Genomic DNA, 26,166 nt, shown 5'->3' on the forward strand with positions numbered 1-26,166 from the left:
CCCGCACGCCCGCCGACAGGGCCAACCCGCCAACAGGACCACCGAATGACGAGGAGCAACCCGTGAGCGTCCCCGACTGGTTCGTCTTCCGGGGTACCGCAGAGCCCCACGACGGGATCGACCGACTGCCGCCGCCGCCCCCGTGGCGAGCGTTCGACGGCGGCCCGGTCCACACGCGGGTGCCGCCCCTCGGTACGGAGTCCACTCGCCGACTCGGCGTCAACGCGCACTCAGGGGCCGGCCCCGCATGGCGGACGGAGGAGCTGGAGCTGGTCAACGCGGCACTGTATCTGCGCCGTCCGCTGCTGGTCACCGGCGACCCGGGCGCGGGCAAGTCCACACTGGCGCACGCGCTCGCCCACGAGCTGGGGCTGGGCAGGGTGCTGCGCTGGCCCGTCGTCAGCCGGACGACGCTGCGGGACGGGCTGTACGCCTACGACGCCATCGCCCGTCTCCAGGACAGCCAGCTCGGCCGAACGCATGTACCCGCACCTGACCCGCCACCCGCACCCGAACCAGCGACTGACCCCGCGTCTGCATCCCACCCCGGCTCCGCACCCGATTCAGGCCGCGATTCCGGGTCCGCCCCCGACCCCGCGGTCGATCCCGATTCCGAGCGGGGGCCCGGCCGCCGCGAAGAGGTGAGCCGAATCCCGAGCGGCGGCCAGTCCATCGGCCGCTACCTGCGCCTCGGCCCCCTCGGCACCGCGCTGCTCCCCTACGAACGCCCGCGCGTGCTGCTCATCGACGAGCTGGACAAGAGCGATATCGACCTGCCCAACGACCTGCTCAACGTCCTGGAGGAGGGCGAGTTCACGCTTCCCGAGCTGGAGCGGATCGCCGATCGCGAGCCCGAGACGCAGGTGCTCACCGACGACGGCGAACGTGCCGTGGTAGCCGGTGGCAGGGTGCAGTGCCGCGCGTTCCCCCTCGTGGTGATGACCAGCAACGGGGAACGCGACTTCCCGGCGCCGCTGCTGCGCCGGTGTCTCCACCTCGACCTGCCCTCGCCCGGTAACGTCCGAGCGGGCGCCGACCGCCTCGCCGCCATGGTGCACGCGCACTTCGGGGACGAGGGCGTGGCGGAACGCGAGGAGCTGATCCGCTCCTTCCTCACCAGCAGTCCCGGCTCACTGCGCGCCGCCGACCAGCTCCTGAACGCCATCTACTTGACCCAGCAGGCCGCCACAGGCCAGGACACCGACCGCGAAAGGCTCGCCGACCTGCTCATGCGCCCCCTCGACGCCGGCGAGCGCGGGCCCCGCTGATGACCCAGCCGCCGCCCCCGCCACACTCGCCGTCGCCACCACCCACCCCGCAGCCGCGCCCTGTCGCGCGGCAACGGGCCGACTCCCGTCAACGGATCGACGGCTCGGGCCTGTTCGCCGAGCTGGCGGCACGACTGCGCCGTGCGGCGGAGTACACGGGGGCGGGGGCGGGCACGGGGGCAGACGCGGTCGGTGGCGCGGCAGCAAGCCCTGGCGCGGGCAGCGCATACGACTGCGTCGGCCCACGGGAGCTGGCGGACGCCCTGTGGCTGGCCCGGTACGTCACCCCTGCCGAGGCCACGGTCACGCCCCCGGCGGGCCGGGCCGCCGGGGGCGTGACCGACCCGGGCCAACCGGACCCCGCACCCGGCCACGCACCGACCGGGCCACCGGATACCGCCGGGGTGTCCGCCGGAGACCACGCTGCCTCCGGGGAGGAAACCGGCGCACCGGATACCGCCACTCTTCATACCGGGCGGCCCGCCACCGGCACGTCCAGCGGCAGGAACGTGCGCGGGGTGCACGGAGCCGGGCAGCCCGTGCCCGTACGCGTACCCGCCGCCACCGCACTGCCCCGTACGCTGCCGCTCCAGCGGGCACTGCGCCCCCTGAAGGGCTACCAGCCGCCCAGCAGGGTTCCCGCGCGGCGACTGGATGAGCAGGCTACCGCTGAGCGTGCGGCGGAGAGCGGGCTGATGCTGCCGGTGCTGCGCCCCTCCGAACGGCGGGCCGCACGGCTCCAGTTGGTGATGGACCTCTCCAGCTCCACCGTGCTGTGGCAGGAGGCGCTCAGCGAGCTGGCCCAGCTCTGCGCCGTCACAGGGGCCTTCACGGAGGTGCGCGTCCACTATGTGCGCGAAGGCCCGGACGGCGCCCTGTTCGCGAGCCCTGACCAGGCGGGGTACGAACGAGCCAGGCCGGCGGCCCCGCTGGGCGATCCCACGGGGCGGCAGCTCACCCTCGTCCTCAGCGATTGCGCGGGACCACTGTGGCGGCAGGGCCGGATGCAACGGCTGCTGCACCACTGGTCCCTGACGGCGCCCGTCGCGCTTGTCCAGCCGCTGCCCCAGCGCATGTGGCGGCGCACGCATCTGCCCGCACGCCCTGGCATTCTCCGGCGGCCCGAAGGCCCGGCGGCACGGCTCGCGTTCACCGCTTCGGATGCCGCGCCCGCCCCGCCCGCGGGAGCGCTGCCCGTCCCGGTGCTCGCCCTCAACCAGGACGCGTTCGGAACCTGGGCCCGGCTGCTGTCCGGCAGCACCGGAGTGAGCCGGCCGGGAGCCGCCGGATGGGTGCGCTCCGAGCATCCCTCGGCGGGGCCCCGGCCGCGCGCCGCCGTCCGCGAGCCCGCCGAGATTCTGCGCGCCTTCCGCATGTCCGCCTCCCGCGAGGCCGTCCAACTCGCCGTCTGCCTGGCGGCGGTGCCGCTCGCGCTGCCCGTGATGCGGCTCGTCCAGCGCACGATGCTGGCCGGAACCGGCCCCGAGGTCATGGCCGAGGTCGTCCTGAGCGGGCTGCTGCGACGCTCCCAGGGCGCTGGGGCGGGGGCGGAGATGAGCGAGGGCCCGAATGCCGGCGCGGCGGAAGCGGACCGGCCCCCCGCCGAGGGAGACCGGAACGAGGCGGGAGTGAGCCCGCACGGGGCCGGGGCGGGCCGGTACGAAGCGGACACCGGCTGGTACGAGTTCGTGCCCGGCGTGCGCGAGACGCTGCTGCGCTCCCTTCCCAAGGGCGAGGCGGTGCTGATTCTCAAGCATCTGTCGGAATACGTCGAGCGGCACTTCGGCCGCCGCGCGCGCAACTTCCCCGCCTACGCCCTAGCCCGCCTCACCCGCCCGGAATCGCGCACCATCCGGCAGGCCGAAACCGTACAGGGCGCCGAAACCGGCCGACTGCTCGCCGACCCGGCGGGGTCCGGCACTCTGCCGCCCGCCTTCGCGGAGGTTCCGGCAGCTGTCATCCGCCGCTTCGAGCGCGGGGTCAGCAAGAACGCCCCGGCGGAACCCCGGGCACCCGCCACGCAGGCGGACGTGTCGCCCTCCCCGAGGCAGGTCGTGCCAGGCTCCACCCGGCAGCCCGAGCCGGCACCGCGCCCGCATGAGGATCCGGTGCGTGACGGGGTAGGGAACGCGGTGCGTGACGCCGTGGTCCGCGTCGAGCCGCCGGATGGTGAAGGTTCCTGGACGAACGGGTTCTTCATCGCCCCTGAATGGGTGCTCTCCCTCCCCTCGCCCGACAACTCCGGAGAGCCCGTCACCGTGGTGACGTCCCAGAGGGAGCGGCTGCGCGCCGAGTCGGCCGGGGCACTGGAGGACGGCTCTTTCGGGCTCTTCCACGTGCCGGGTGCCGACGCCCCGGAGTGTCTGTGGCTTGCGGACTTCACACAGCATCCGGCCGAGGCCGCCCACGCGTTGACGGCGTTCGGATGGACGCAGGGGCCGTCGGGCGCCGGTCTCGTCTTCCGGAGCACTTCCGGGAGGGCGCGGCAGGACCACAAGCCGCACCCCGGAGCCCCGCTGATCGACACCCTGACGGGGGAGGTCGTGGGAATGCTGGGCCCCTCGCCTGATCCGCTGGACTGGACTCCGGTCCCGATGCGCCTGCTGGAGGTGTCCGCTGTCGCCGCGGCCCAGGCGGTCTCGGCCTCCTCCGCCTCCGCCTGGGCCACCGCGCTGCGGGCACACGACCTGTACCACGCGGCCCGCCTGTCCACCGGCGACGGCGGCTGGCCGGGCCGGACGGCGGCCGGGACGGCCCGGCCGACGCTCCTCACGCCGAGTGCGCGTGCCGAGCTGTACGGCATCTTCGCCCGGCTGGAACCACCGGCCGACGGGGCCGTCGTCCACACCGCTGTGCGGCGGGCATCGCCGCTCGCCTACCTGCCGGATATTTCCGGCCGACGGCCTGGAACGGTCAACTGGCGGGACGGCGCGGCCCTGTTGCGCTTCCTGGACGCCGACCGGATGCCCGGCACGCTCACCCGGTACGCGGCCCACGTGTGGGCAGCGTGCGCAGGGCAAGTCCGCCAGGGGCCGCGTGACGAACTGCACGCCTGGGTGGAGGCGGTGGGCGCCGCGGCCCCCGGTGCGGACAGCGACGCGCGCGGCCTCCTGCGGTCCATGGCGTCGCATCCCGCCACCGGTCGCGGCTATCACGGAGTCCTCGTCGAGATCGATGCCCTCACCACCGCAGAGAGCGCCACGCCCCGCCACCCCTGGCAGGTCAAACTGCTGCACGGCGAGCGCAGCACCCTCACGGCGCGCGCCGGAGACCACGCGCCGGCGCGCGACGCGCTGCGCGAAGAGCTGGCGGAGCCCCTCTCCGCCGTACTCGGGCTCGCCGACATCGGGGAGCCCGGGCCGGCGGTGCACTTCTCGCTGCCCACACGGCTGCTGGAACTCCCCGTCGATCAGTGGCGGGTGCCGCCGGACGGCTCGCCCCTCGGGGTGCGGTGCCCGGTCACCGTAGCCCCACGGGCCCGCCACGGCGCGTTCGACCGCATCGTCCGCTGGGACGGGGTCCAGCGCGGGCTCGGCCCCGAACTGGTGCCCGTTCCCCTGCGAGAGCCCGACGAGGACATTCGCGCGGTCCACGGCCGCCTCCTCGCCGCGCCGCCCAACGCCGTCCCGGTCCACTGCGGTTCGCTGGACGACGGCACGGACGAGGGGGCGGACGCGCTCCAGCTCGCGCTCTCGGTCGGCTACGGGCTCGTCCTGTGGCGCCGCGTCGGCGCGATGCACCAGGAGCGCGAGGAGTTCGAGGCCGGGGCGTACGACCTGGTGCGCCGCGCCGCCGATGCCGACGACCTGCTCGACCTCGTGCACTCCATGCGCAGGCACCTGCATCTCGAACGCCATCCGGTCACGCTGTGGGGGCGGGATCTCGTCGTTCTGTACGATCCGCCCGAACAACGTGGCGAGGACTCGTGGCCGCTGTCCGCCCCACGGCTGCGCAGCGGCAACTCACGTCCCAGGCGTCCCCGTTGAGGGGCTGCCCCTCCCGTCTGTCGTACCCGGCGACTAGCCTGCTACCACAGACGTTTCACAGAGTGAAGCCACGGAGGGACAGGGCGTACAGGGGGATGGTTGTGACCGGAGTGCGAGCCGCGAGATGCGGGACACCACGATCCGGCGTGCTGCGGTGCGCGCCCTGTGCCGCGTGAACGCCCCCACGGGCTTCGAGGGCGCCGTCCGCGCGTCCGTCGTGCGCATCGGGGCACCCGGCGAGGGGTATGACGGATCCAGCGACAGCAGCCCGCGAAAGTTCTGGGGGAGCGGATTTCTCGTCGCGCCAGGGTGGGTCCTCACATGCGCCCATGTCGTGGGCAAGGGCGCCGCGGCCGTGTGGAGGGGGGAGCGGGCCATCGGCATCACGATCGGGGACGAAGAAGTCCACAGCGGCGAGCTGGCGTTCGGGCTGCCCCTGCCCGAAGATCCACGGACACCGCCGTCGCCGTGGCCCTTTCCTGACCTCGCGCTGGTGCGCGTGCCGGGAGCCGAGGACGCCGACTGCCTGTGGCTGAGCGACCGTTCGGCGCTCACGCCCGCCGAGATCGGTCTGTACGGCTGGATGCCGGGCCCCGTCAAGGACGAGCCGATGTACTTCTCCGGCGGCGGCACGGCCACCGGCGGCAGTGCCGGCCCCGTCATGCTCAGCGGCGGCCAGCTCACCGAGGGGTGCTCGGGCGGCCCGGTCGTCGATGTGCGGCGCGGCGCGGTCATCGGGGTGAGCAAGGGCAAGGGACGTCAGCAGGGCTCCGGGCTGGCCACGCCGGTGACGGCCCTGCGACAGCTGTGCGACACCGGCCCCCGGGGCGCCCGGGTGCTGCACGAGGTGCTGACGGCACACGACCGCCACCATCTGAGGCGCTACTACGGCCTGGGCGACAGCTGGCCCCGGCTGCACGCCAGGCTCGGCCCCGCCTCGGGAGAGCCGGCGCACGGCTTCACCGCCGACCGCAGGGCGCAGCTCTACGCGCTGTTCGCCGACCTGGAGCCGCCCACGGGCGCCGGCCAGGTGCTCCAACTGGCCAACGAGGCACGGAATCACGTCCTCCAGTCGCCCTACACGCTGCGCGAGCACGATCCGCGCAGCTGGCGCGAGGGCGCCGGGCTGCTCTATGACCCGCGCGACGGACGGGCCCCGGACGACGAGCCCTCGCGCGACCTGGCGCTGGAGGCCGTGGTCCTGTATGCAGCCAAGGTGTACGCGGCCCTCACCCTCACGGGCACGCCCCGCGCCCCGAAGGCGGCGCGTGCCCTGGCCGATCTGCACTCCTGGGTGGAGGCCACCACCCTGACGCTGCGCAACGACGTCGTCCGGGCCCTCGTGCCCAAGCTGCTGAACGTCCACCGTCCGGCCGTGGCCGCCCGCGCCGACGTCCTCGTGGAGATCGACCCCGACATCTACGGCACAGGACGGCACGCCTGGCGGGTGGCGCTCCTGGAGACCGAAGCGGCCGACGAGGACGAGACCGGCGGGAATCCCGAAGCATCCGGAGAGCCGTCATCGGCGCCGGGATACGACGTGGCATCCGAGAGCGAGCCGCCGCGCTCGATGACCACCGTCGCGCAGAGCCGTGAGGACGTGCCCCGCACCGCACTCGAGGAGGCCGTTCGCGGCGCGCTCTCCCTCGCGCTCTCCCAGTGCGATGTGGACCAGCACCTGGCGGCGGTCGAATTCATGCTGCCCCGCGCCCTGTTCGACGAGCCCGTGGACCAGTGGCGCGCCCGCCCCTACGACCCGGCCGACCCGTTCAATCCGCATACCTTGCCGCTGGGCCAGCGCAGGCTCGTCGTCCTGCGCGACCGGCTGCGCAAGGACCACGGCGTCACCCCCGAGTGGCGGGCCCGCGCCGAAGCCGTGGCCGCCGGCCCGCTGGAGGCGGTCCCCCTGCGGCGCGACGTACCGGGCACCGGCCACGACGAGCCGCCCACGGAGGGCGGACAGGCCGCGTACGGAAGGCTGTTGACGGCGGCGCCCGGCGCCGTGCCCGTCTACTGCGCCCGAGCGGGCAGCGGACCGGGGGCGCGTGCCATGGCTGCCGCGCTGGCGGCGGGGCACGCCGTCGCGCTGTGGCGGCACACCGACGCCGGCCACACCGACTGTGCGGAGTTCCACGCGCACGCGGCCGAGCTGTTGCGCGAGGCACGCACCGCACGCCAGCTCCCGGTGCGCATCAGAACACTGCGCAACGGGAACGCGGACGACGACGCACCCGATCCCACATCGGCCTGGGCACGGCACGTCGTCCTGCTCTACGATCCGCCCCACAGGGCCCCGGGGGACGGACCGCTGCGCGAACCACCGCTCATGCACAGACCGCCGACTGCCGTGAGGAGCACACCGTGAGCGATTGGCGCATCTACCGGGGTGCGGGAGTGCCGCACGAAGGCGTGCGCGGGCTGCCCGAGCCACCGCCATGGCGCGACTTCACCCGCGCGCGGTCGGACGCGAACGGCGACGACGGCGACGAGGGGGCCGGGGACGAAGGGGCCGAGGCGACCGGCGGCGTCGGCGGGGACACGGCGCGGCGGCTGGGCGCGCGGCGGCGGCTGGTGGAGAGCCTGCATCCGCGTCCCGAGGAGGTCGAGGCGGTCAACGCGGCCCTGTATCTGCGCCGCCCGCTGCTGGTCACCGGAAACCCCGGCACCGGCAAGTCCACCCTCGCGCACGCGGTGGCACACGAGCTGGGCCTGGGCAAGGTGCTGCGCTGGCCCATCGTCAGCCGCACGACGCTCAAGGACGGCCTCTACCACTACGACGCGATCGGCAGACTCCAGGACGTCCAGCTGGACCGCGCCGTCGCCGGCCGGAAGGCGCCCGCGGAGCGCCCGCCCATCGGCTCCTACCTGCGCCTGGGCCCGCTGGGCACGGCGCTGCTGCCCGCGGCGCCCACCGCCTCCGGCGAGGAGCCGCCGCCGCGGGTGCTGCTCGTGGACGAGCTGGACAAGAGCGACATAGACCTGCCCAGTGACCTGCTCAACGTCCTGGAAGAGGGCGAGTTCACCATCCCCGAGCTGGAGCGGATCGCCGAGCGCGAACCGGTCACCGAAGTGCTCACCGAGGACGGGGCAAAAGTGCCCGTCCACGGCGGCAAGGTGCGCTGCACGGTCTTCCCGTTCATCGTGCTCACCTCCAACGGCGAGCGGGACTTCCCGGCCGCGCTGCTGCGCCGCTGCATCCAGCTCGAACTCAAACCGCCGGGCGACAAGCAGCTCGCGGCCATGGTCTCCGCGCACCTGGGGGAAGAGTCGCTGGAGGAGGGCGCCGAGCTGGTCCGGCGCTTCCTGCGGCGCGAGCCGGGACAGGTCATCGCCACCGACCAGCTGCTCAACGCACTGTTCTTGACCCAGCGTGCCTCGGGCGTCGAGCGCGTCACCCGCGAACGGCTCGCCGAGATGCTGCTGCGCCCCCTCGACCGGCCGAGGTAGCGAGCTCATGAGCCGGTCTTCCCCCGCCCCGCCTCCGCCGCGCCGCCCCCGCCGCGAGCGGTCCTCCGCGAGCCCTCGGCGCACCAAGCCGGACGAGGACCTGACGGAGCTGGTCGCACGCCTGCGCGCAGGGGGGTGGGAACTCTCCTCCGAGGAGATCGCCGAGGCCGTGTGGCTGGCCCGCTGGGCGAGCCCGGGCCGGCCCGCTCAGGAGGAACGCGAACAGGACTCCACCGGCCCGCGGTATCCCGGGATCCGGACGCCTCACGCGGAGCCCGCCATGCCCCCACCCGCCGACCCCCAAGGCCCAGCGGAGACGCCGTCGGTGGGCCCCGAGCGGACCACGCCCGTATCGCTGTACGCACCGCGCCGGCACGGCGGGGCCACCCGGGGCGGCTTCCCGGTGCGCGCGCCCGCCGCCGGCGCCCTGTCCGGCCTGCTCCAGCTCCAGCACGCGCTGCGCCCCCTGCACCGCTACCACCCGCCGCTGCCGCCCTCCGCCGGGGCGCTGGACGAGGCCGCCACGGCGGACCTCAGCGCCCGCAGCGCCACCGTCCGCCCGGTCTTCGGTACCGAGGCCCGCCGCTACAGCGAGATCCAGCTCCTCATGGACGCCTCGGCGACCGCCTCCGTATGGCAGCCGATCCTGGAGCGGCTGCGCCAGACCTTCGAACAGCTCGGCGCCTTCCGCGATGTGCAGGTGCGCTACCTGCACCGCGCCAAGGACGGCTCCCCGCTCATCGGCACGGGTCCGGCCGACGGCACCACCCGGCTGCGCCCCGCCGACGAGTACCGCGACACCACGGGCCGCCGCCTCACCCTGGTCGTCAGCGACTGCGTGGGCCCGCTGTGGCAGGACGGCCGCGCCCAGCGCCTGCTGCACCACTGGTCGGGCAGCAGCCCGCTGGCCGTCATCCAGCCGCTGCCGCCCCGGCTGTGGCCCCGTACGGCGCTGCCCGCAGAGGCCGGAACGCTCGTGCGGGAGCGCGGCGCCGGCGGCCGGATCGGTTTCCAGACGGACGAGTACGGGCCGCGCCCGGCGGCGGAAGCCGTGCCGGTCCCGGTCCTGTTGCCCAGCCCCGAGGCGCTGGGCAACTGGGCACGGCTGCTGGGCGGCGGTGAGCGGGCCGTCCCCGGGGCCGCCGCTTGGGTGCTGCCCCGCCATCCCGCGATGCCGCCGCCGCGCACCGTGCCGGGTACGGTGCCGCCGCGCGCGCTGCTGCGGGAGTTCCGCAACACCGCCTCGCCGGGCGCCCTGGAGCTGGCCGTGCATCTGGCGGTCGTGCCGCTGCTGCTGCCGGTCATCCACCTCGTCCAGGAGGCGATGCTCCCCGACACCGGCCCCATGGAGCTGGCGGAGGTGCTGCTGTCCGGGCTGCTGGAGCGGCTGCCCGACCGGGACGATCCACCCGGCGCCGGGCCGCGCTACGCCTTCGCGCCGGGCGTGCGCGAGCTGCTGCTCCAGTCCCTGGACCAGGGCGCCGCCGTTCTCATCCTCAAACACCTTTCCGGGTATGTGACACAGCGCTTCGGCAAGGGCACCCGCAACTTCGCGGCGGTGGCCGTCGCCCAGCTGACCGGCCGCGCCGAGCGGACGCCGGGCGTCCGCGAGCCGGGCTCCGGGGACGGCGGCCGGGGCGGTGGCGAGGAATACGAGGAGGGCGACGAGGGCGGCGACGAGCTGTTCGCCGAGATCCCCGCCGAGGTCGTCCGCTTCTATCTGCCCGAACAGAGCGCGGCCGATCAGGTGGGCGAGGCCGAGCGGCTGCTGCGGCAGTGGCATGCCCAGGGCGACGCCCAACTGCTCCACCAGGCCCGCTCGGTGGCCGAGGCCGCCCGCGCGTCCGAGGGCGACAGCGAGCGCGCCAGGTTCGCGCTGGCCCAGGTGCTGCACGCCCTCGCGGGCACGGCGGCGGTGCGGCGTACCCCCAAGGGCGCCGAGTCGCTGCTGCGGGACGCGGCGGTCCTGCTGACCGGTGAGGCGCCCGCCACCGTGCTGGAGCGCGCCGCCGTCGAGCACGACCTGTGGCAGGTACAGGGCGGAACGGACCGCCTGCTGCGCGCCGAACGCCTGCTGCGCTCCCTCGAAGGCCGCCTGGACGTCGGGAGCGGGCACGCGGAGGGGGACGGCAACGGGGACGAGAGCGAAGGCGGGGGCCCTCGCGAGCGCGAAGGCGCGGGCGGAACGGGTGACGCGGACAGCCGGGACGCCGGGGGCCACGCAGACGGAGGGGACGGCGGGGCCGACAGGGGCTACGGAGGCAGCGGGGACGCCGGATACCCCGGGGACACGGGTGGGGTCACGCTCCCCGAGGACGCCGAAACCACCCGTAAACTCCGGCTTGGCCGGGTGCTGCTCGCGCTCGCCCACGCCGCACCCGAACACCGCCCCAGGGCGGCCCCCGAGGCCGTCAGCGAACTCCGCGAGGCGAGCGACATGCTGGCAGACCGCGCGTCCAGAGGCCACACCTCCTCCGGCGCAACCACGACCATGACCAACCGGCGGACCGTCGGCCACCCGGCCGGCGCCGCCGCACAGCGCTGCACCGCCCTCCTCGACCTGGCCGCCGCGCTGCGGCTGACCGGGGCGACGGCCCAAGAGCGGCTGGACGTTCTCCAGGAGGCGGCCGAGGCGGCGGGCGAGCGGCCCGCGCTGCGGCTGCGCTGCTCCCGCGAGCGGGCCAGAACGCTGCGGGAGAGCGGCGAGCGGGAAGGCGCCGCCGAGGCGTACGCCGACGCCGTACGGCTCACCGCTCCCGACGGCGCACAGCGCGGCGAACTGCTCACCGAATGGGGCGAGATGCTGCTCACCGACGTCGCCGACCTACCGCGTGCCGAGAGCATCCTGCGCGAAGCCCTCACCCGTGCCCCTTCCGGTCCGGTGGTGGCCAAAGCCGCCGCGCTGCTGGGCCGCCTCCTGCTGCTGCGCTACGAACGCGAACGCTTCCGGCCCGACCTGTACGAGGGCTGTCATCTGCTGGAACAGGCGGCCCGGCAGGACGAGGACCCCGGGCGCCGCGCGCAGGCGTGGCTCAGCCTCGGCCGCGCCCGCGCGCTCTTCCCCCCGGACACTCCGCAGTCCCAGCAGGCGGGTGCCGAGCTGACCAGGGCGCTGGAGATGGAGGAGCAGCGGCGCGAGGAGCGCGAGGGCGGCTCGGTCACGGCAGCGCGCGCCCTGCACGCGCGCGGTGACTTCCACCGTTCCCAGGGGCGTACCGCCGAGGCGCTGGCCGACTACCGTGCCGCCGCGGCCGAATGGCAGGTGCTGGCCAACTACCTGGCCGATGTGCCCTGGGCCGAGGTCCGCGAGACCCGCGCCCGGGTGGCCGAACTGGCGGGGTGACAGGGGGGAGAGAAGGCATAACGAGGGGGCGGCGGGCGTGGGGTGAGGTGCGGCTGTCCGTGACGGGCGGAGAGGCGGCCGAATGCGACAGCCCCGAACTCCGAACGTGTTTCCGGTTACAGCCCCCGGGAAAGAGAAGACATCCGTGGTTACCGCCCCCGGGCGGGGTTCGAGGGAGGAGAAGAGCGTGCCGAAGCGGACCGATGGCACGTCCCACAGCCCGGGTCAGGAGACCGCCGCACCGCCCCTGCCCGATCTGCGGGGCGTGTCCCTGCGCATGCTCAGGACCTGCGACGACGCGGCTGTCGCCGCTGCGGTGGAGAGCACCCTGCACACACCCGAGGCGCTGTCGCGCGTATGGCGCTCGACCGGTGGCCAGGGCGGGATCGCGAACCGGCAGCCCGGTGGCGCGCAGGCGAACGGCGGCGAGCGCTCCGGCGGACGGCACGAAGCCCCCGAAAGGCAGGGCGTGTTCCGGTCAACCTGCGGCCCGAGAGGCGACGGCACGGGCCACGATGCAGCCCTTTGAGCTGACCGGCCCGGCACTGTGCGCCATGGGGGAGACCCGCCCGCTGCCCGGGGAGCCGGCGCTCCTGCGCGCCGGACTGCACAGCAGACGCCTCGTCCTCCTCAAGACCTTGCTGACGAGGGCCGGGCGCGCACCCCTGAGCGACGAGGCCGCCCGCGCCCTGCGGCGCGACTGGCGGCTGCTGGAGGAGGCCGAGTCACAGGCCCCGGCCGCCGCGCAGGAGGCACTGGGCTACCCGGCCGTCGGCAACTGGCTGGTCCACGCGCTCGCCGCCGGGGAGGGTGCCGGGTTCGAGCGGGCGCTGGAGGGGCTCGGGGCCGTCGCCGCCGTGGTGGCCGTGCGGGCCGCACGTACGTTCCAGCTCACCTTGCCGGTGCGCGAAGGGCTGTTGACGCTGCCGGGCCTGGGATCGTACGCGACCGCCGCCTCCCGGCTGCACCTGGCGGCCACGCCCTACGCTCTCACCCTGACGCCCGAGGGCGGCGGGCCCGTCACGCTCCCGCTCCCGCACCACCGCATCCCCCGCCACCGCCCGGGGGCCGGGGCGGAAGGCTGGCTGCCGGTCCGCTCGCTGCCCGGGGCGCGTGCCCTGCTCGACGACCAGGACCCCCACCTGGGGCGGGGCGCCGGGGGCATCGCGGGCCTGCGCCCCGCCACCTTGAGGGCGGACGGCGAAGCACACGCCTGGCGTGAGCTGTGGACCCGCGCGCTCCGCCTTCTCGGTACCGCCGATCCCGAGCGGGCGGCCGAAGTCACCGGCCGGGTCCGCGCCATCGTCCCGGTGTGGTGGAAGCCCTCGGGCCGGGCCAGCGCCACCCGGCTGGCCGCGCCCTGGGCGGTGCTGGCCACCTTGCCGGAGACGGCGGAGGAGATGGCCGAGGTGCTCGTCCACGAGGTGCAGCACAGCAAACTGGCCGTCCTCGGCGATGTCGTGCGGCTGCACCACGAGGGTGACGAGGCCGTCTTCCGCGTCGGCTGGCGCGCTGATCCCCGTCCACTGGGCGCTGTCCTCCAGGGGACGTACGCGCACCTGGCCCTGGCCGACCTGTGGGACCGCCTCGCGCGGCGCGCCGGAGCGGGCGCCGGGGAGCGTATGGCGGCGCGAGCGCGCCGTGAGAAGTACCGTGCACAGGTCGAGGACGCACTTTCCCTGCTGCTGGGCTCTGGCCAACTGACCGTCGAGGGCACAGAGTTCGTAAAGGGGATGCGCCGTCACCACGTGCGGCTGTGCGCGCCCGCCCGGCGAGGCACCACACCCTCGCCGGCCACCTAACAGTCAGTCACTTTGGGTAATCTTGCCGCAGAAAGCCATCCTCGGGTGGCGCGGCTGCTGGACGAGGGAGAACGAACGCATGGTCGCTCAGCGGGAACAGACTCAGGGCGGCGGCGCCGGGCACGAGTCCGAGCACTTCGTGGTGGTCTTTCCCGGCTACCACCGGGCATGGGGCACCTGGATCGCCCACCGGCTGGAGAGCCACGGCCACCGCACCACCCTCCAGCGCTGGGACCCCGACCGCGACCAGCCCCTCGCGGAGGCGCTCGGCGACCTCCAGCTCGCCAGCGGGCGGGTCCTGCTCGTCATCAGCGACGTGTTCCTCCAACTCGGTCCGCGCACCGAGGCCGACTGGAACGCGGTGCTGCGCGGCTACGTCGCGGACAACGCCGGCCGGTTCGCCGCCGTCAACCTCACCAACCGTGAACTGCTGCCCGCGACCGCCGTGCTGGAGCCGGTCAACCTGTGGGGCGTCGGCGAGGAGGAGGCCGAACGCCGGCTGCTCAACCGGCTGGGGCTGCGCGCCCGCCGCTCCCGGACCCCGCTGCCCGCCTACGCCAGCCGCTACCCCAACGACCCGCCCGGTGTCTGGGGCGACATCCCCCGCCGCAACGCCCGCTTCACCGGCCGCGATGTGATCCTCGGCGACCTCCAGCAGCAGCTCATGGACGCCGAGCACGGCGCCGCCGTGTGCACTCTCGTCGGTACCGCCGGCATCGGCAAGACCCAGATCGCCGCCGAGTACGCGCACCGCTTCGCACCGGACTACGACGTCGTGTGGTGGGTCAACTGCGACCAGCGCAACACCCAGCGCGACACCTTCAGCTCCCTCGCCTCGGAACTGGGGCTCGGCGGGGTGGCCGAGGTCGGCGAACGGGTGCGTGCCGTGCGCGACGCGCTGCGCAGAAACGAACCCTCCGGACGCTGGCTGCTCATCTTCGACGGCTGGGAGGAGCCGGAGGAAGCCGCCACCTACCTCCCCCAGGGCGGCACGGGGCACGTACTGATCACCTCCCGCAACCAGAACTGGCGTGCCAGCACCGACATCAGGGCCATCTCGGGCTTCCGCCGCGCCGAGTCCACCGGCTACCTCATGCGCCGGGCCCCGCACATCACCGTCGAGGAGGCCGACCAGGTCGCCGGCGAGTTCCAGGACCTGCCCCTCCAGCTCGCCCAGGCCGCCGCCTGGCTCGGCGAGGAGGGCATGGAGGTGTCCGAATACCTGCGCATGGTGCGCGGCGTGGGGCTCACCCGGCTCGACAACCGCTCCATGCCGGACGACTACCCCTACTCCTCCCTCACCTCCTGGTCGCTGCTGCTCAACAAGCTGCGCAAGTCGGAGCCGCGCGCCGTCGAACTCCTCTCCCTGTGCGCGGTCTTCTCACCCGGACGCATCCCGCTGGGCCTCGCGCGCGGCATCCCCTCCGCCGAACTCCCCGAACACCTGCGGTGGATCAGCACCGACCGGGCCGGCTGGGCCCGCGCCCTGGACTCCCTGGTCAACTACTCGGTGCTCACCCGCGAATCCCGTGGCCCCTCCGTCGGCGACGACGACCAGGAGGACTCAGTGCACATGCACCAGGTCGTCCACAGCGTCATCAGCGAACTGACCCAGGGCCGGGAGAACGACGCCTACCGCGACTCCGTCCACCGCCTGCTGGTCGAGGCCGACCCCGGCGCGCCCAACGACAGCCGCCAGTGGGGCCGCTACGCCGAACTCCTCCCGCACCTGCTGGCCGCGGCGGCGCCCGCCAGCAAGGAGCGGCGCGTCCAGGAAATGCTGCTCAACTGCCTGCGGTACTGCTACGCCAGCGGCGAATACACGCTGGGCATCGAGCTGGCCGAGAGCATCCGGGAGGAATGGGAGGGCTTCCTCGGCGCGGGCGACCTGCCGCTGCACACCCTCACCACCCTCCAGGGCAACCTGCTGCGCATGGCCGGGGGCTTCCGCGAGGCGCAGAGCCTCGACAGCGCCCGCCTGGAGCGGCTGCGGGAGACCCCGGGCGCCGACGAGGAAGCCGTCATGGAAGCCACCAGCTGCCTGGCCTCCGACCTGCGTCTGCTGGGGCAGTACGACGAGGCGCTCACCCTCCAGGAGGAGGTGGTCGAAGTCTCCCGAGGTCTGTACGGGCCGGCAGAGTGGACGAGTCTGCTGGCCCAGCACAACCTCGCCGTCGGGCTGCGCCTGCTGGGCCGCTACGAGGACGCGTACGAGACCGACCTGGACACCCTCCGCAAGCGCGAACAGGTGCTGCGCGCCCGTCACCTCAACACCCTCTCCTCCGGCAACGCCTGCGCCCGTGACCTGCGCATGATGGGCCGCTACCAGGAGGCCGTCGCCCGCCAGGACCTGGGCATGCGGCTGCACCTCCAAGTGCTGGGCCCACAGCACCCGCAGACCCTACTGGCCCGGCACAACCTGCTGCTGTGCCAGCGGCGGGCCGGCACCTCGCGCCAGGACATGGCCACCGCCATGGCGGCCCTGCTCGAACAGCAGGAGCAGGTGCACGGCCGCGGCCACTACTCCACGCTGGCGCTGCTCACCGACTACGGCAACTTCCTGCGCGAGCACGGCGATCTGGAGCTGTCGCGCGAACTGCTCACCGAGGCCGAGGACGGCTTCCGCGCGCTGCTGGGTCCCGCCCACCCGGTCTCCACCGCGATGCAGTCCAACGTGGGCCTCATCCTCCAGGCCGAGGGCGACCGGGACGGCGCGCTCACCATGTTCGAACAGGCCCTCGCCGGGCTCACCTCGCTGCTGGGACCCGACCACCCCGCCACCTTGGGCTGCGCGCTGAACACCAGCGGCGGGCGCAACATGAGCGAATCTCTGGATACCGCCCACGAGTTGAGCCAGGACGCCTTCCACCGGGCCCGCGCCACACTGGGCGAGGACCACCCGCTCACCCTCTCCTGCATGATCGCGACGGCCTGCGACCTGCGCTCCCTGCGCCGCCGCGAGGAGGCATACGAGGTGGAGGCCGAGGCTCTGGACCGGCTCACCCGCTCGCTGGGCGCCCAGCACCACCACACCCTGGCGGCCCGCCAACGCGCCCGCCCCTACTGGGACTACGAGCCGTACCTGGGCTAGTCCGGACGCCGCTTGTGCGCCCCAGGCCCTCCGGTGCGGACATGGGTCTGGGGGCCGGTGGGCCTGGGGCCCGGGTCACGCCGCCTGTCCCGGGAGTACGCTGCTGACTTCGGCCGGTGCGGCCGGAAGGGACCACGCGGCAGGGGGAGCGGACAGCGGTGAGAAGGACCACGGCCGCGCCACCCGTACGCGGCCTGCCCGCCCGGCGCAGCCCGTTCACCCTGCTCGCCCTGCTCGCTCTGCTCGTCGGCGGGCTGGTGGCCGGCTGCGGCACCGAGGAGTCCTCCGGCGGGTCGGCCTCCGATTCTGCCTCCGCATCTGCTTCCGCTTCAGGTTCCGCTTCGTCGTCCTCGCCGAAGAAGGGGCCGCGTTGGGCCTATGAGGACGTCGCCGGTGGCGGCCAGGGCAAGTTCACCGATGTGGTGGCTCCGGCGGCGGACGACATCTGGGCGACGGCCGGTTATGAGGAGAACGGCACCTCCACGGCCGCGCAGCAGCACCTGTTCCACTACGACGGCCACCACTGGCAGCGCCGCGAGATGCCCCCGGAGCTGGACGGCGGCGTCTTCAACGCCCGGCTCGGCACCTCCGGCACCGACGGCCCCGGCACCTCCGGAAGCTCCGAGAACGTGTGGCTCGTCGGCTCGCCCGACAGCGACCGCGGCGCCGCGCACATCGTCCGCTGGGACGGCACCCGCTGGCAGCGGATCCCCTCGGGGCCCGAGGGGATCGTCGCAGACCTTGAGGTCCTCGGCCCCGACGATGTGTGGGTACTGGCCGGGGGGAAGGCCGAACACTGGGACGGCAAGCGGTGGCGGACCGTCCCCATGCCCGCGCAGGCCGAGGACCTCGACGGCACCTCGGGCGACGACCTGTGGGCGGTCGGCCGGCGCGACAGCGGCTCCGGCGTGGACCGGGACCAGCTCTCCCAGCCCGCCGCCATGCACTGGGACGGCCGCGGCTGGAAGCTCGCCGGCCTTCCGGCCTTCCGCTTCCCGGACCCGCAGCCCGCGGAGGCCGAGGCAGGTCTGAAGCGGGTCGTGGCCATCTCCAGGGACAAGGTGTTCGCGTACGGACAGCTGTCCTTCAACCATGGCGAGACCGAGGACGAGCCGGACGACAAGTCCCTCGCCCTGCGCTGGAACGGCAGCCGCTGGAGCGAGGAGAAGGGCCCCTCGGCGGGCTGCACCGGAGGCCAGGACCCCGTACAGGACGGGCACGGCGGACTGATCTACCTCAACCGCCTGCACTTCACCGCCGACGGCGAGTGCCGCAGGACCACCTGGAGCAAGCTGCCCAGCACCGGCGGCATCACCGAACACGCCCGCCAGTCGCTCTGGTTCGAGCGGATCGCCCCGATCCCCGGCACCCGGAAGGTCATCGGGGCCGGGCTCATGCAGGTCAACCAGAGCGGTAACCCGATGAACAAGCCCCTGCTCGCGACGCTGAAGCTCTAGGGGTGTGACCCGGATACGCGTCAAAGAGGCAATTAGTTGATCTCGAAGCTCTGAGCGCCCGGCCCGTCACCCGATCGGCTCGGCGTCGTCGGTGGCGACGTTGACCCTCGCCTCGGGACCGGGGGCGGGTTGCGACCTCGATCGAAAGGACCGCGTAGCCGCGGTTCAAGCGGCTGATCACCACGCGTGAGCCGCATCTGTTCTTTTCACCGGCTCGTGACGAGCTGGGGTGGGCGGCCGGGGCGACGGACAGGGATGAGCATCTGCTGGCCTGGGAGGTGGTGCGGGAGAAGCCGACCGACTACCTGGTGGAGGTCGGGCTGTGCGAGCCGGGCGAGACCGCCGAGTTCGACGCGCGGTTCTTCCGCCGACAGCTGGAGAACAAGCTCCGCGCCGCCGCCGCCGCGGCGGACGCCGGATACCCGGACCACGAGAGCCCGGTCATCGACCCGGAGACGGGCCTCCTTGCGCTGAAGCCGCACCGCGCGGAAGGGCTGACCCCCGCTGCGCGAGCAGGACCTGACCGTCGCCGGCTTCGGCCAGGCCCGCCTGATCTCAGTTGGGCGCTGTCTCGGCGAGCGCGGGCTCTGCGGCAGGCCCCCCGAAGTCGCGGGGTGTCTGGGTGCGGTAGGAGTGGCCGAGTTCCGAGCCGAGTCCGAAGTAGTGGCGGAAGTTGTAAATGAGGGGGCTCCACGCGGCGGGGTCGATGTGGTCGGTGCCCGGAACGACGATGCGGGAGTCGGCGTGCACCTTGCACACGACGGCCTCGACGATGACGAAATCCCCGGAGACATCCGGCTGCACCCGCTTGGCGCGGGCCTCCAGCTGTATCGGGCATCCGGCGACGCGAGGCGGCCGGACCAGATGGGACGGTTCGCTGGTCATGCCGGCTGCGGCGAACTTGTCCGGCTCGAAGCGGCAGCCCTTGGGCTTGGTCGCGGGTACTGGATTCCGGCCGGTCAGTGGCGCCAGCCGCTCCACCGCCGACCACTGGGCGGGGGCCGGCAGGCTGATGACCAGATCGGGGCGGCTGCCGAGGTTGTACGCGGTCTGCCCCTCACGGCCCAGTCCGATCACGACCGTCCGCCCGAGGGCCCATGCGGAGGATATCGGGGCGAGGTTGAACGAGCTGTCCTGATTCTCCGTTGACAGGAGCACCACTGGCGTCCCGAAGTACAGGATGCTCGGCTCGATCTCCAGGTGGGTGGCGACTGTCTGTGCGGGCAGGGTGCTGGGAGGTGCCGTCTTCATGGCGAGCAGCCTAGGGGCCGGTTGTTTCGGCCGGGGCCGAAGTGAAACCGGGGACAATGGACCGCATGGACATGCAGCGCGCACATGTAGCCGGTCCCGACCTGGCTACCGTGGCGAAGCTTCTGGCCGACGGCACGCGGGCAGGCTTCTGTCTGGCCCTCCTCGACGGCCGGGCTTGGACAGCGACGGAATTGGCACGTCATGCAGGGGTGGCGCCCTCAACCGCGACTGAGCACTTGCACGCGCTCGTCCGCGGAAACCTGCTGGCCGAGGAACGGCAGGGCCGCCACCGCTACGTGCGTCTGGCCGGTCCGCATGTCGCCGAGCTGGTCGAGAGCCTCGCCGCGATGGCGCCCGAGCGTTCCCCGACGCCCCGTTCCCTGTCGGCGGCCGGCCGCCGACAGGCCCTCGCCCACGCGCGCACCTGCTACGACCACCTTGCCGGGACCGTCGGGGTCGCCATCACCGATGCGATGATCGAACGAAGGCTGCTGGACCTGGAGCACGGACTCGGGCTCACCAGCGCCGGAGCGACCTGGCTCGAAGACCTCGGCATCACCGTCCCGACCGGCACGCGCCGACCGTCGGTACGGTCATGCCTGGACTGGACCGAACGCCGCCCCCACCTGGCCGGCGCCGTGGGTGCCGCCCTGTGCAGTCACGCGTTCGACACAGGCTGGATCACTCCCGTCGGTTCCAGGCGCGCAGTCGCAGTCACCCCCCTCGGCCGACAGGAATTCCGCCGCCATCTCGGCTTGTCGGAACTACTCCTTTCGCGGAAATGAGGAGTTCCGACAAGCCGCGGCCCCGCCGAATCGTGTCCGATGTGCCCGTGAACCGCGTTCTCGCGGCCTCTCGCAGAACAGCCTTCCCGTAAAGCGTCGCACGGTAGGTTCTGCGACATGCCCACAGCTCGCCCACCCGGGCGCCGCCGTCGAGCAGCTCGACTGCCCCACCTGTGAAGCACCCGCCGGAAGCACCTGCCGCACCGCGGCGGCAAGGCCGCCCCGAAGTACCACACTCCGCGCTTCAGGCCCGTCCCCCAGCTCCGCGCCGAGCCGGAGGTGAAGACCCCGCCGACCGCGGGCCCGGCCGCGCGTGGGAGGGCCCGGCTGCTCCCGGCCCTCCGTACCCCCGCTCCCGGGCAGCCGGATGCCCCCGCCGCGCGTGCGACGGGGGCATCCGGTTCATTCGGTTGTCCCGGGGTGCCGGACGGCCGGTCGGCACCCCGCGGCCTCAGATGTCGAAGACCTGCCGGACCAGTTCGGCCTGCTCCTCCGCGTGCCGCTTGCCCGAGCCCACGGCGGGCGAGGACGAGGACGGACGCGAGACCCGGCGCAGCCGGTCCGCGTTCGGCACCGGCTCGGAGCCGATGATCAGGTCGAGGTGGTCGACCAGGTTGAGCGCGATGAACGGCCACGCGCCCTGGTTGGCCGGCTCCTCCTGGGCCCAGACGAACTTCTCCGCGCCGCTGAAGCGGGCCATCTCGGACTGGATCTCCTTGCCGGGCAGCGGGTAGAGCCGCTCCAGCCGGATGATGGCCGTGTCCGTGACACCGCGCTTCTGCCGCTCGGCGTCCAGGTCGTAGTAGACCTTGCCGGAGCAGAAGACGACCTTGCGGACGTCGGCCGGGTCCATCTGGCCGCTGTCCACGAGCGCGTCACCGATGACCGGGCGGAAGCCGCCGGCCGTGAACTCCTCCGCCTTCGAGGACGCCGCCTTGGACCGCAGCATCGACTTCGGGGTGAAGACGACCAGCGGCTTGTGGTGCGGGTTGTGGACCTGCCAGCGCAGCAGGTGGAAGTAGTTCGACGGCAGGGACGGCATCGCGACCGTCATGCTGTTCTGCGCGCACAGCTGGAGGAAGCGCTCGATCCGGGCCGAGGAGTGGTCCGGGCCCTGGCCCTCGTAGCCGTGGGGCAGCAGCAGGGTGACACCAGAGGTCTGGTTCCACTTCTGCTCGGCGGACGAGATGAACTCGTCGATCACCGTCTGCGCGCCGTTCATGAAGTCGCCGAACTGCGCCTCCCACATGACCAGCGCGTCCGGCCGGGCCAGCGAGTATCCGTACTCGAAGCCCATCGCCGCGTACTCGCTCAGCAGCGAGTCGTAGACGTTGTAGCGCGCCTGGTCGTCCGAGAGGTACAGCAGCGGGGTGTAGTCGTCCCCGGACTGCTGGTCGAGGAGCACCGCGTGCCGCTGGCCGAAGGTGCCGCGCCGGGAGTCCTGGCCCGACAGACGGACCGGGGTGCCCTCCATCAGCAGGGAACCGATGGCCAGTGTCTCGCCCATCGCCCAGTCGATCGTGCCGTCCTCGACCATCTGCGCCCGCCGCTGGAGCTGCGGCAGCAGCCGGGGGTGGACGGTGACCCGGTCGGGGAGGTTGACCTGGGACTCGGCGATCCGCTTGACGACCTCCTGGGAGATCGCGGTGTCCAGGCTCACGGGGAACTCGGCCTGCGGAACCGGAACCTCCGCCTGGAGCGGGGTCGCGGCTGCGTCCCGGACCTCGGTGAAGACCTTCTCCAACTGGCCCTGGAAGTCCTGGAGCGCCTGCTCCGCCTCCTCCAGGGTGATGTCGCCCCGGCCGATCAGCGACTCGGTGTACAGCTTGCGCACCGAGCGCTTCTTGTCGATCAGGTGGTACATCAGCGGCTGGGTGAAGGACGGGTTGTCGGTCTCGTTGTGGCCGCGCCTGCGGTAGCAGATCAGGTCGATGACCACGTCCTTGTTGAACGCCTGGCGGTACTCGAAGGCCAGCCGGCCCGCCCGCACGACGGCCTCGGGGTCGTCGCCGTTCACATGGAGGATCGGGGCCTCGATCATCCGGGCCACGTCGGTGGAGTACATCGACGAGCGCGCCGACTCGGGCGCCGCGGTGTAGCCCACCTGGTTGTTGATGACGATGTGGACCGTGCCGCCGGTGCGGTAGCCGCGCAGCTGCGACATGTTCAGCGTCTCGGCCACCACGCCCTGGCCCGCGAAGGCCGCGTCACCGTGCAGCTGGACGGGCAGGACGGTGAAGTCCGTGCCGCCCTTGCCGATGATGTCCTGCTTCGCCCGCGCGACACCCTCGACGACCGGGTCCACGGCCTCCAGGTGGGAGGGGTTGGCGGTGAGCGAGACCTTGATCTGCTCGCCGTCCAGGCCGGTGAAGGTGCCCTCGGCGCCCAGGTGGTACTTCACGTCGCCGGAGCCGTGCATCGACTTCGGGTCGAGGTTGCCCTCGAACTCCCGGAAGATCTGCGCGTACGGCTTGCCCACGATGTTCGCGAGCACGTTCAGCCGGCCGCGGTGGGCCATGCCGATCACGCACTCGTCCAGCCGGGACTCGGCCGCCGCGTCGATGACCGCGTCCAGCAGGGGGATGACGGACTCGCCGCCCTCAAGCGAGAAGCGCTTCTGGCCGACGTACTTCGTCTGGAGGAAGGTCTCGAACGCCTCGGCCGCGTTGAGGCGGCGCAGGATGCGCAGCTGCTCGTCGCGCTCCGGCTTGGCGTGGGAGCGCTCGACCCGGTCCTGGATCCACTTGCGCTGCTTGGGGTCCTGGATGTGCATGTACTCGATGCCGGTGGTGCGGCAGTACGAGTCGCGCAGCACGCCCAGGATGTCGCGCAGCTTCATCATCGACTTGCCGGCGAAACCGCCGACCGCGAACTCCCGCTCCAGGTCCCACAGGGTGAGCCCGTGCTCGGTGATGTCCAGGTCGGGGTGCTTGCGCTGCTTGTACTCCAGCGGGTCGGTGTCGGCCATGATGTGGCCGCGCACCCGGTAGGAGTGGATCAGGTCGAAGACCCGGGCCGCCTTGGTGACGTCGTCGTCGTGCGAGGCGTCGATGTCCTGGAGCCAGCGGACCGGCTCATAGGGGATGCGCAGCGCCTTGAAGATCTCGTCATAGAACTCGTTCTGGCCCAGCAGCAGGTTCGCCACCTGGCGCAGGAATTCGCCCGACGCGGCACCCTGGATGACGCGGTGGTCATAGGTGCTGGTCAGCGTCATGACCTTGGAGACGCCCAGGCGGTTGAGGGTGTCCTGGGAGGTGCCCTGGAACTCCGCCGGGTACTCCATCGCGCCGACGCCCATGATCAGGCCCTGGCCCGGCATCAGACGCGGCACCGAGTGCACGGTGCCGATGCCGCCCGGGTTGGTCAGCGAGCAGGTGACGCCGGAGAAGTCCTCCATCGTCAGCTTGTTGTTCCGCGCGCGCCGCACGATGTCCTCGTACGCCTGCCAGAACTCGAAGAACGTGAGCGTCTCGGCCTTCTTGATACCGGCGACGACCAGCTGACGGTCCCCGTTCGGCTTCACCAGGTCGATGGCCAGGCCCAGGTTCACATGGTCCGGCTTGACCAGGGTGGGCTTGCCGTCCTTCTCGGTGAACGAGTGGTTCATCGAGGGCATCGCCTTCAGCGCCTGCACCATCGCGTAGCCGATGAGGTGCGTGAAGGACACCTTGCCGCCGCGGGCGCGCTTGAGGTGGTTGTTGATGACGATGCGGTTGTCGAACAGCAGCTTCACCGGGACGGCGCGCACGGACGTGGCCGTGGGCAGCTCCAGGGAGGCGTTCATGTTCTTCGCGACGGCCGCCGACGGGCCGCGCAGGGCCACGTACTCGGGGCCCTCGGCGGGGGTCTCTCCGGCCTTGTCGCCCGCCCCGGCGGCCTTGGCCGGTGCTGCCTTGGCGCCACCGGACGGAGCCGGCTGCGCCGGCTTGGCCGGGGCCTGGGCGGCGGGCTTGGCAGCCGGTGCGCCGCTCGCGGGCGCCGGCTGGGCCGGAGCGCTCGCGGACGGGGCGGGCGCGCCCTGCCGCTGCGCGGGGGCCTCGGTGGCGCCCTGCCCGGCCGCGGCAGGAGCCGGAGCCGGCTTGGCGGCGGCGCTGGGCGCGGGTGCCGGGGAGGTGTCCCGGGGGGTACCGGCGCCGTCCGGCGCCGCGACCCCGTCGGAGGACTCCGGCTGGTAGTCAGCGAAGAAGTCCCACCAGGCTCGGTCTACCGAGTTGGGGTCCTGGAGGTACTGCTGGTAGATCTCGTCGACGAGCCACTCATTGGGTCCGAACGTGGCGGCAGGATCTGTGCCCTGCGCGTCCTTCCGTTCCGCAGAGGTGCTCGGTGAGCTATTGGGGGACTGTGACGACACGGCGGCAACCGCCCTCTTCCGCTTCCTTAGATGGTGGACAGCGGAAATAAAGGCTACTCGTCTCCGGACGATTGGTGGAGTCCGGGCCGCCTCTTGGTCGCGCAAGTCACATCAAAGGCGCGGTTTCAGCCCTGGATTTGGCGGGAATCACTCACGGTTTTGCACCTGCGGTGCAACCGGAGTGCCCCCGTTCCGCGTCCAGGCGGCTCACCAGCGACTCTACGTCAGTGACCGTACGTCAACCCTGGTGACGGTCCGCGCCCGGAAGGGTGAGCTGGATGCGGCAGCCGCGGGGAGATTCGGCCACCCGGATCGAGCCCCCGTGCAGATCGACCGCCCAGCGCGCGATGGCCAGGCCCAGCCCCGTGCCGCCGCCCGCGCCGCCCAGTGCCTCGGCACTGTGGGCGCCGTTGAACCGCTCGAAGACCCGGTGCCGCTCGGCTTCGGGGATGCCGGGCCCCTCGTCGAGCACCTCGACCTCCAAGCTGCCCTCGCTCCCGGCCCCCTCACTCGGTCGGGCCCGGACGGTGACACGGCCGTGCGGCGGGCTGTGCTTGACCGCGTTGTCGATGAGATTGGCCACCACCTGGTGCAGCCGTTCGGGGTCCGCGTAGGCGGTCAGCTCCGGCGGGGAGACGTCCAGGTGCAGATGGACGTCCTTGCGGGCGTGCCCCGAGCCCTTGCTCATGTTGGCCTCCTTGAGCACGCCCGCAAGGTACGGCCACACCTCGAAGCGGCGCGAGTGGAGCGGCACCACGCCGTTGTCCAGCCGGGAGAGGTCCAGCAGGTGGGCCACCAGCCGGCCCAGCCGCTCCGTCTGCGAGAGGGCCGTGCGCATCGTCTCCGGGTCGGCGTCCGAGACGCCGTCCACGACGTTCTCCAGCACGGCCCGCAGGGCGGCGATCGGGGTGCGCAGCTCGTGCGAGACGTTGGCCACCAGCTCCTTGCGGTGCTGGTCCACGGCCTCCAGGTCGGCCGCCATCCGGTTGAAGTTCTCCGCCAGCTCCCCGAACTCGTCCCGCCGCCCGCCGCGTACCCGGCGCGAGTAGTCACCGTGCGCCATCGCCTTGGCGGCGTCGGTCATCTCATCCAGTGGCGCGGTCAGCGACTGGGCCACGAACTGGGTGACCAGCAGCGAGGCGACGATCGAGATGATCGTGATGACCCGCAGCTCGGTCGCGGACTGCATGGCGAACAGCGCCAGCAGCGTGGTGATCACCACGGAGAGGATCACCAGCGCGCCGAGCGCGGCCTTCACGGAACGGTAGGGATCCAGCGGGCGCAGCCCCTCCCACAGGCGGTTCCACGCGTTGCTGCACAGCCGGGTCGCGGCGCGCTGCCAGCCACCCTGGGAAACGGTCATCACGCGCCGTCCGTCCCCGCCC

The 26,166-nt window shown here is 72.8% G+C and carries 13 protein-coding genes; 10 read left to right on the forward strand and 3 right to left on the reverse strand.

Annotated features, from left to right (window positions below; translation table 11 throughout):
* Positions 1–62: 62 nt before the first annotated feature.
* From ABD339_RS07480 to ABD339_RS07520, 9 genes are all read left to right on the forward strand, one after another.
* Entirely contained in the window at positions 63–1,268 is a 1,206-nt protein-coding gene (locus ABD339_RS07480) for an AAA family ATPase (protein WP_344563458.1), read from the forward strand.
* Entirely contained in the window at positions 1,268–5,254 is a 3,987-nt protein-coding gene (locus ABD339_RS07485; RefSeq protein WP_344563459.1) for an SAV_2336 N-terminal domain-related protein, read from the forward strand. The genes ABD339_RS07480 and ABD339_RS07485 overlap by 1 nt, the downstream gene beginning before the upstream one ends.
* A gap of 172 nt (positions 5,255–5,426) precedes the next feature.
* Positions 5,427–7,619: a VMAP-C domain-containing protein gene (locus tag ABD339_RS07490; RefSeq protein ID WP_344563461.1), complete on the forward strand. Its 2,193-nt coding sequence runs from the start codon at positions 5,427–5,429 to the stop codon at positions 7,617–7,619.
* Positions 7,616–8,701, forward strand: a complete 1,086-nt coding sequence (locus ABD339_RS07495) for an AAA family ATPase (RefSeq protein WP_344563462.1) — start codon at positions 7,616–7,618, stop codon at positions 8,699–8,701. Before ABD339_RS07490 ends, ABD339_RS07495 begins: the two co-directional genes overlap by 4 nt.
* A 7-nt stretch (positions 8,702–8,708) precedes the next feature.
* A complete protein-coding gene (locus tag ABD339_RS07500; protein ID WP_344563463.1) occupies positions 8,709–12,044 on the forward strand; it encodes an SAV_2336 N-terminal domain-related protein in 3,336 nt (1,111 codons plus the stop codon).
* A 187-nt stretch (positions 12,045–12,231) separates the two neighbouring features.
* Positions 12,232–12,573: a hypothetical protein gene (locus ABD339_RS07505; protein WP_344563465.1), complete on the forward strand. Its 342-nt coding sequence runs from the start codon at positions 12,232–12,234 to the stop codon at positions 12,571–12,573.
* A complete protein-coding gene (locus ABD339_RS07510) occupies positions 12,560–13,846 on the forward strand; it encodes an aKG-HExxH-type peptide beta-hydroxylase (RefSeq protein WP_344563467.1) in 1,287 nt (428 codons plus the stop codon). Before ABD339_RS07505 ends, ABD339_RS07510 begins: the two co-directional genes overlap by 14 nt.
* Positions 13,847–13,925: 79 nt before the next feature.
* Positions 13,926–16,937, forward strand: coding sequence for an FxSxx-COOH system tetratricopeptide repeat protein (fxsT, locus tag ABD339_RS07515; RefSeq protein WP_344563469.1), 3,012 nt, complete (start codon positions 13,926–13,928; stop codon positions 16,935–16,937).
* Positions 16,938–17,095: 158 nt separating this feature from the next.
* On the forward strand, positions 17,096–18,394 hold the full coding sequence (locus ABD339_RS07520) for a hypothetical protein (RefSeq protein WP_344563471.1): 1,299 nt from the start codon (positions 17,096–17,098) through the stop codon (positions 18,392–18,394).
* A 555-nt stretch (positions 18,395–18,949) separates the two neighbouring features.
* Here the strand turns inward: ABD339_RS07520 and ABD339_RS07525 are convergent.
* A complete protein-coding gene (locus ABD339_RS07525; RefSeq protein ID WP_344563473.1) occupies positions 18,950–19,645 on the reverse strand; it encodes a flavin reductase family protein in 696 nt (231 codons plus the stop codon).
* A 56-nt stretch (positions 19,646–19,701) separates the two neighbouring features.
* Here ABD339_RS07525 and ABD339_RS07530 point away from each other — a divergent pair, with 56 nt between their 5' ends.
* A complete protein-coding gene (locus ABD339_RS07530) occupies positions 19,702–20,430 on the forward strand; it encodes an ArsR/SmtB family transcription factor (RefSeq protein ID WP_344563475.1) in 729 nt (242 codons plus the stop codon).
* Between the two features lie 451 nt (positions 20,431–20,881).
* Here the strand turns inward: ABD339_RS07530 and ABD339_RS07535 are convergent, their stop codons facing one another.
* Together ABD339_RS07535 and ABD339_RS07540 are read right to left on the reverse strand one after the other, a co-directional pair.
* On the reverse strand, positions 20,882–24,781 hold the full coding sequence (locus ABD339_RS07535; RefSeq protein WP_344563477.1) for a multifunctional oxoglutarate decarboxylase/oxoglutarate dehydrogenase thiamine pyrophosphate-binding subunit/dihydrolipoyllysine-residue succinyltransferase subunit: 3,900 nt from the start codon (positions 24,779–24,781) through the stop codon (positions 20,882–20,884).
* A gap of 238 nt (positions 24,782–25,019) precedes the next feature.
* Entirely contained in the window at positions 25,020–26,144 is a 1,125-nt protein-coding gene (locus ABD339_RS07540; RefSeq protein ID WP_344563479.1) for a HAMP domain-containing sensor histidine kinase, read from the reverse strand.
* Positions 26,145–26,166: the final 22 nt, after the last annotated feature.

This window comes from Streptomyces axinellae (assembly GCF_039532135.1).
In the GTDB taxonomy this organism is placed as follows: domain Bacteria; phylum Actinomycetota; class Actinomycetes; order Streptomycetales; family Streptomycetaceae; genus Streptomyces; species Streptomyces axinellae.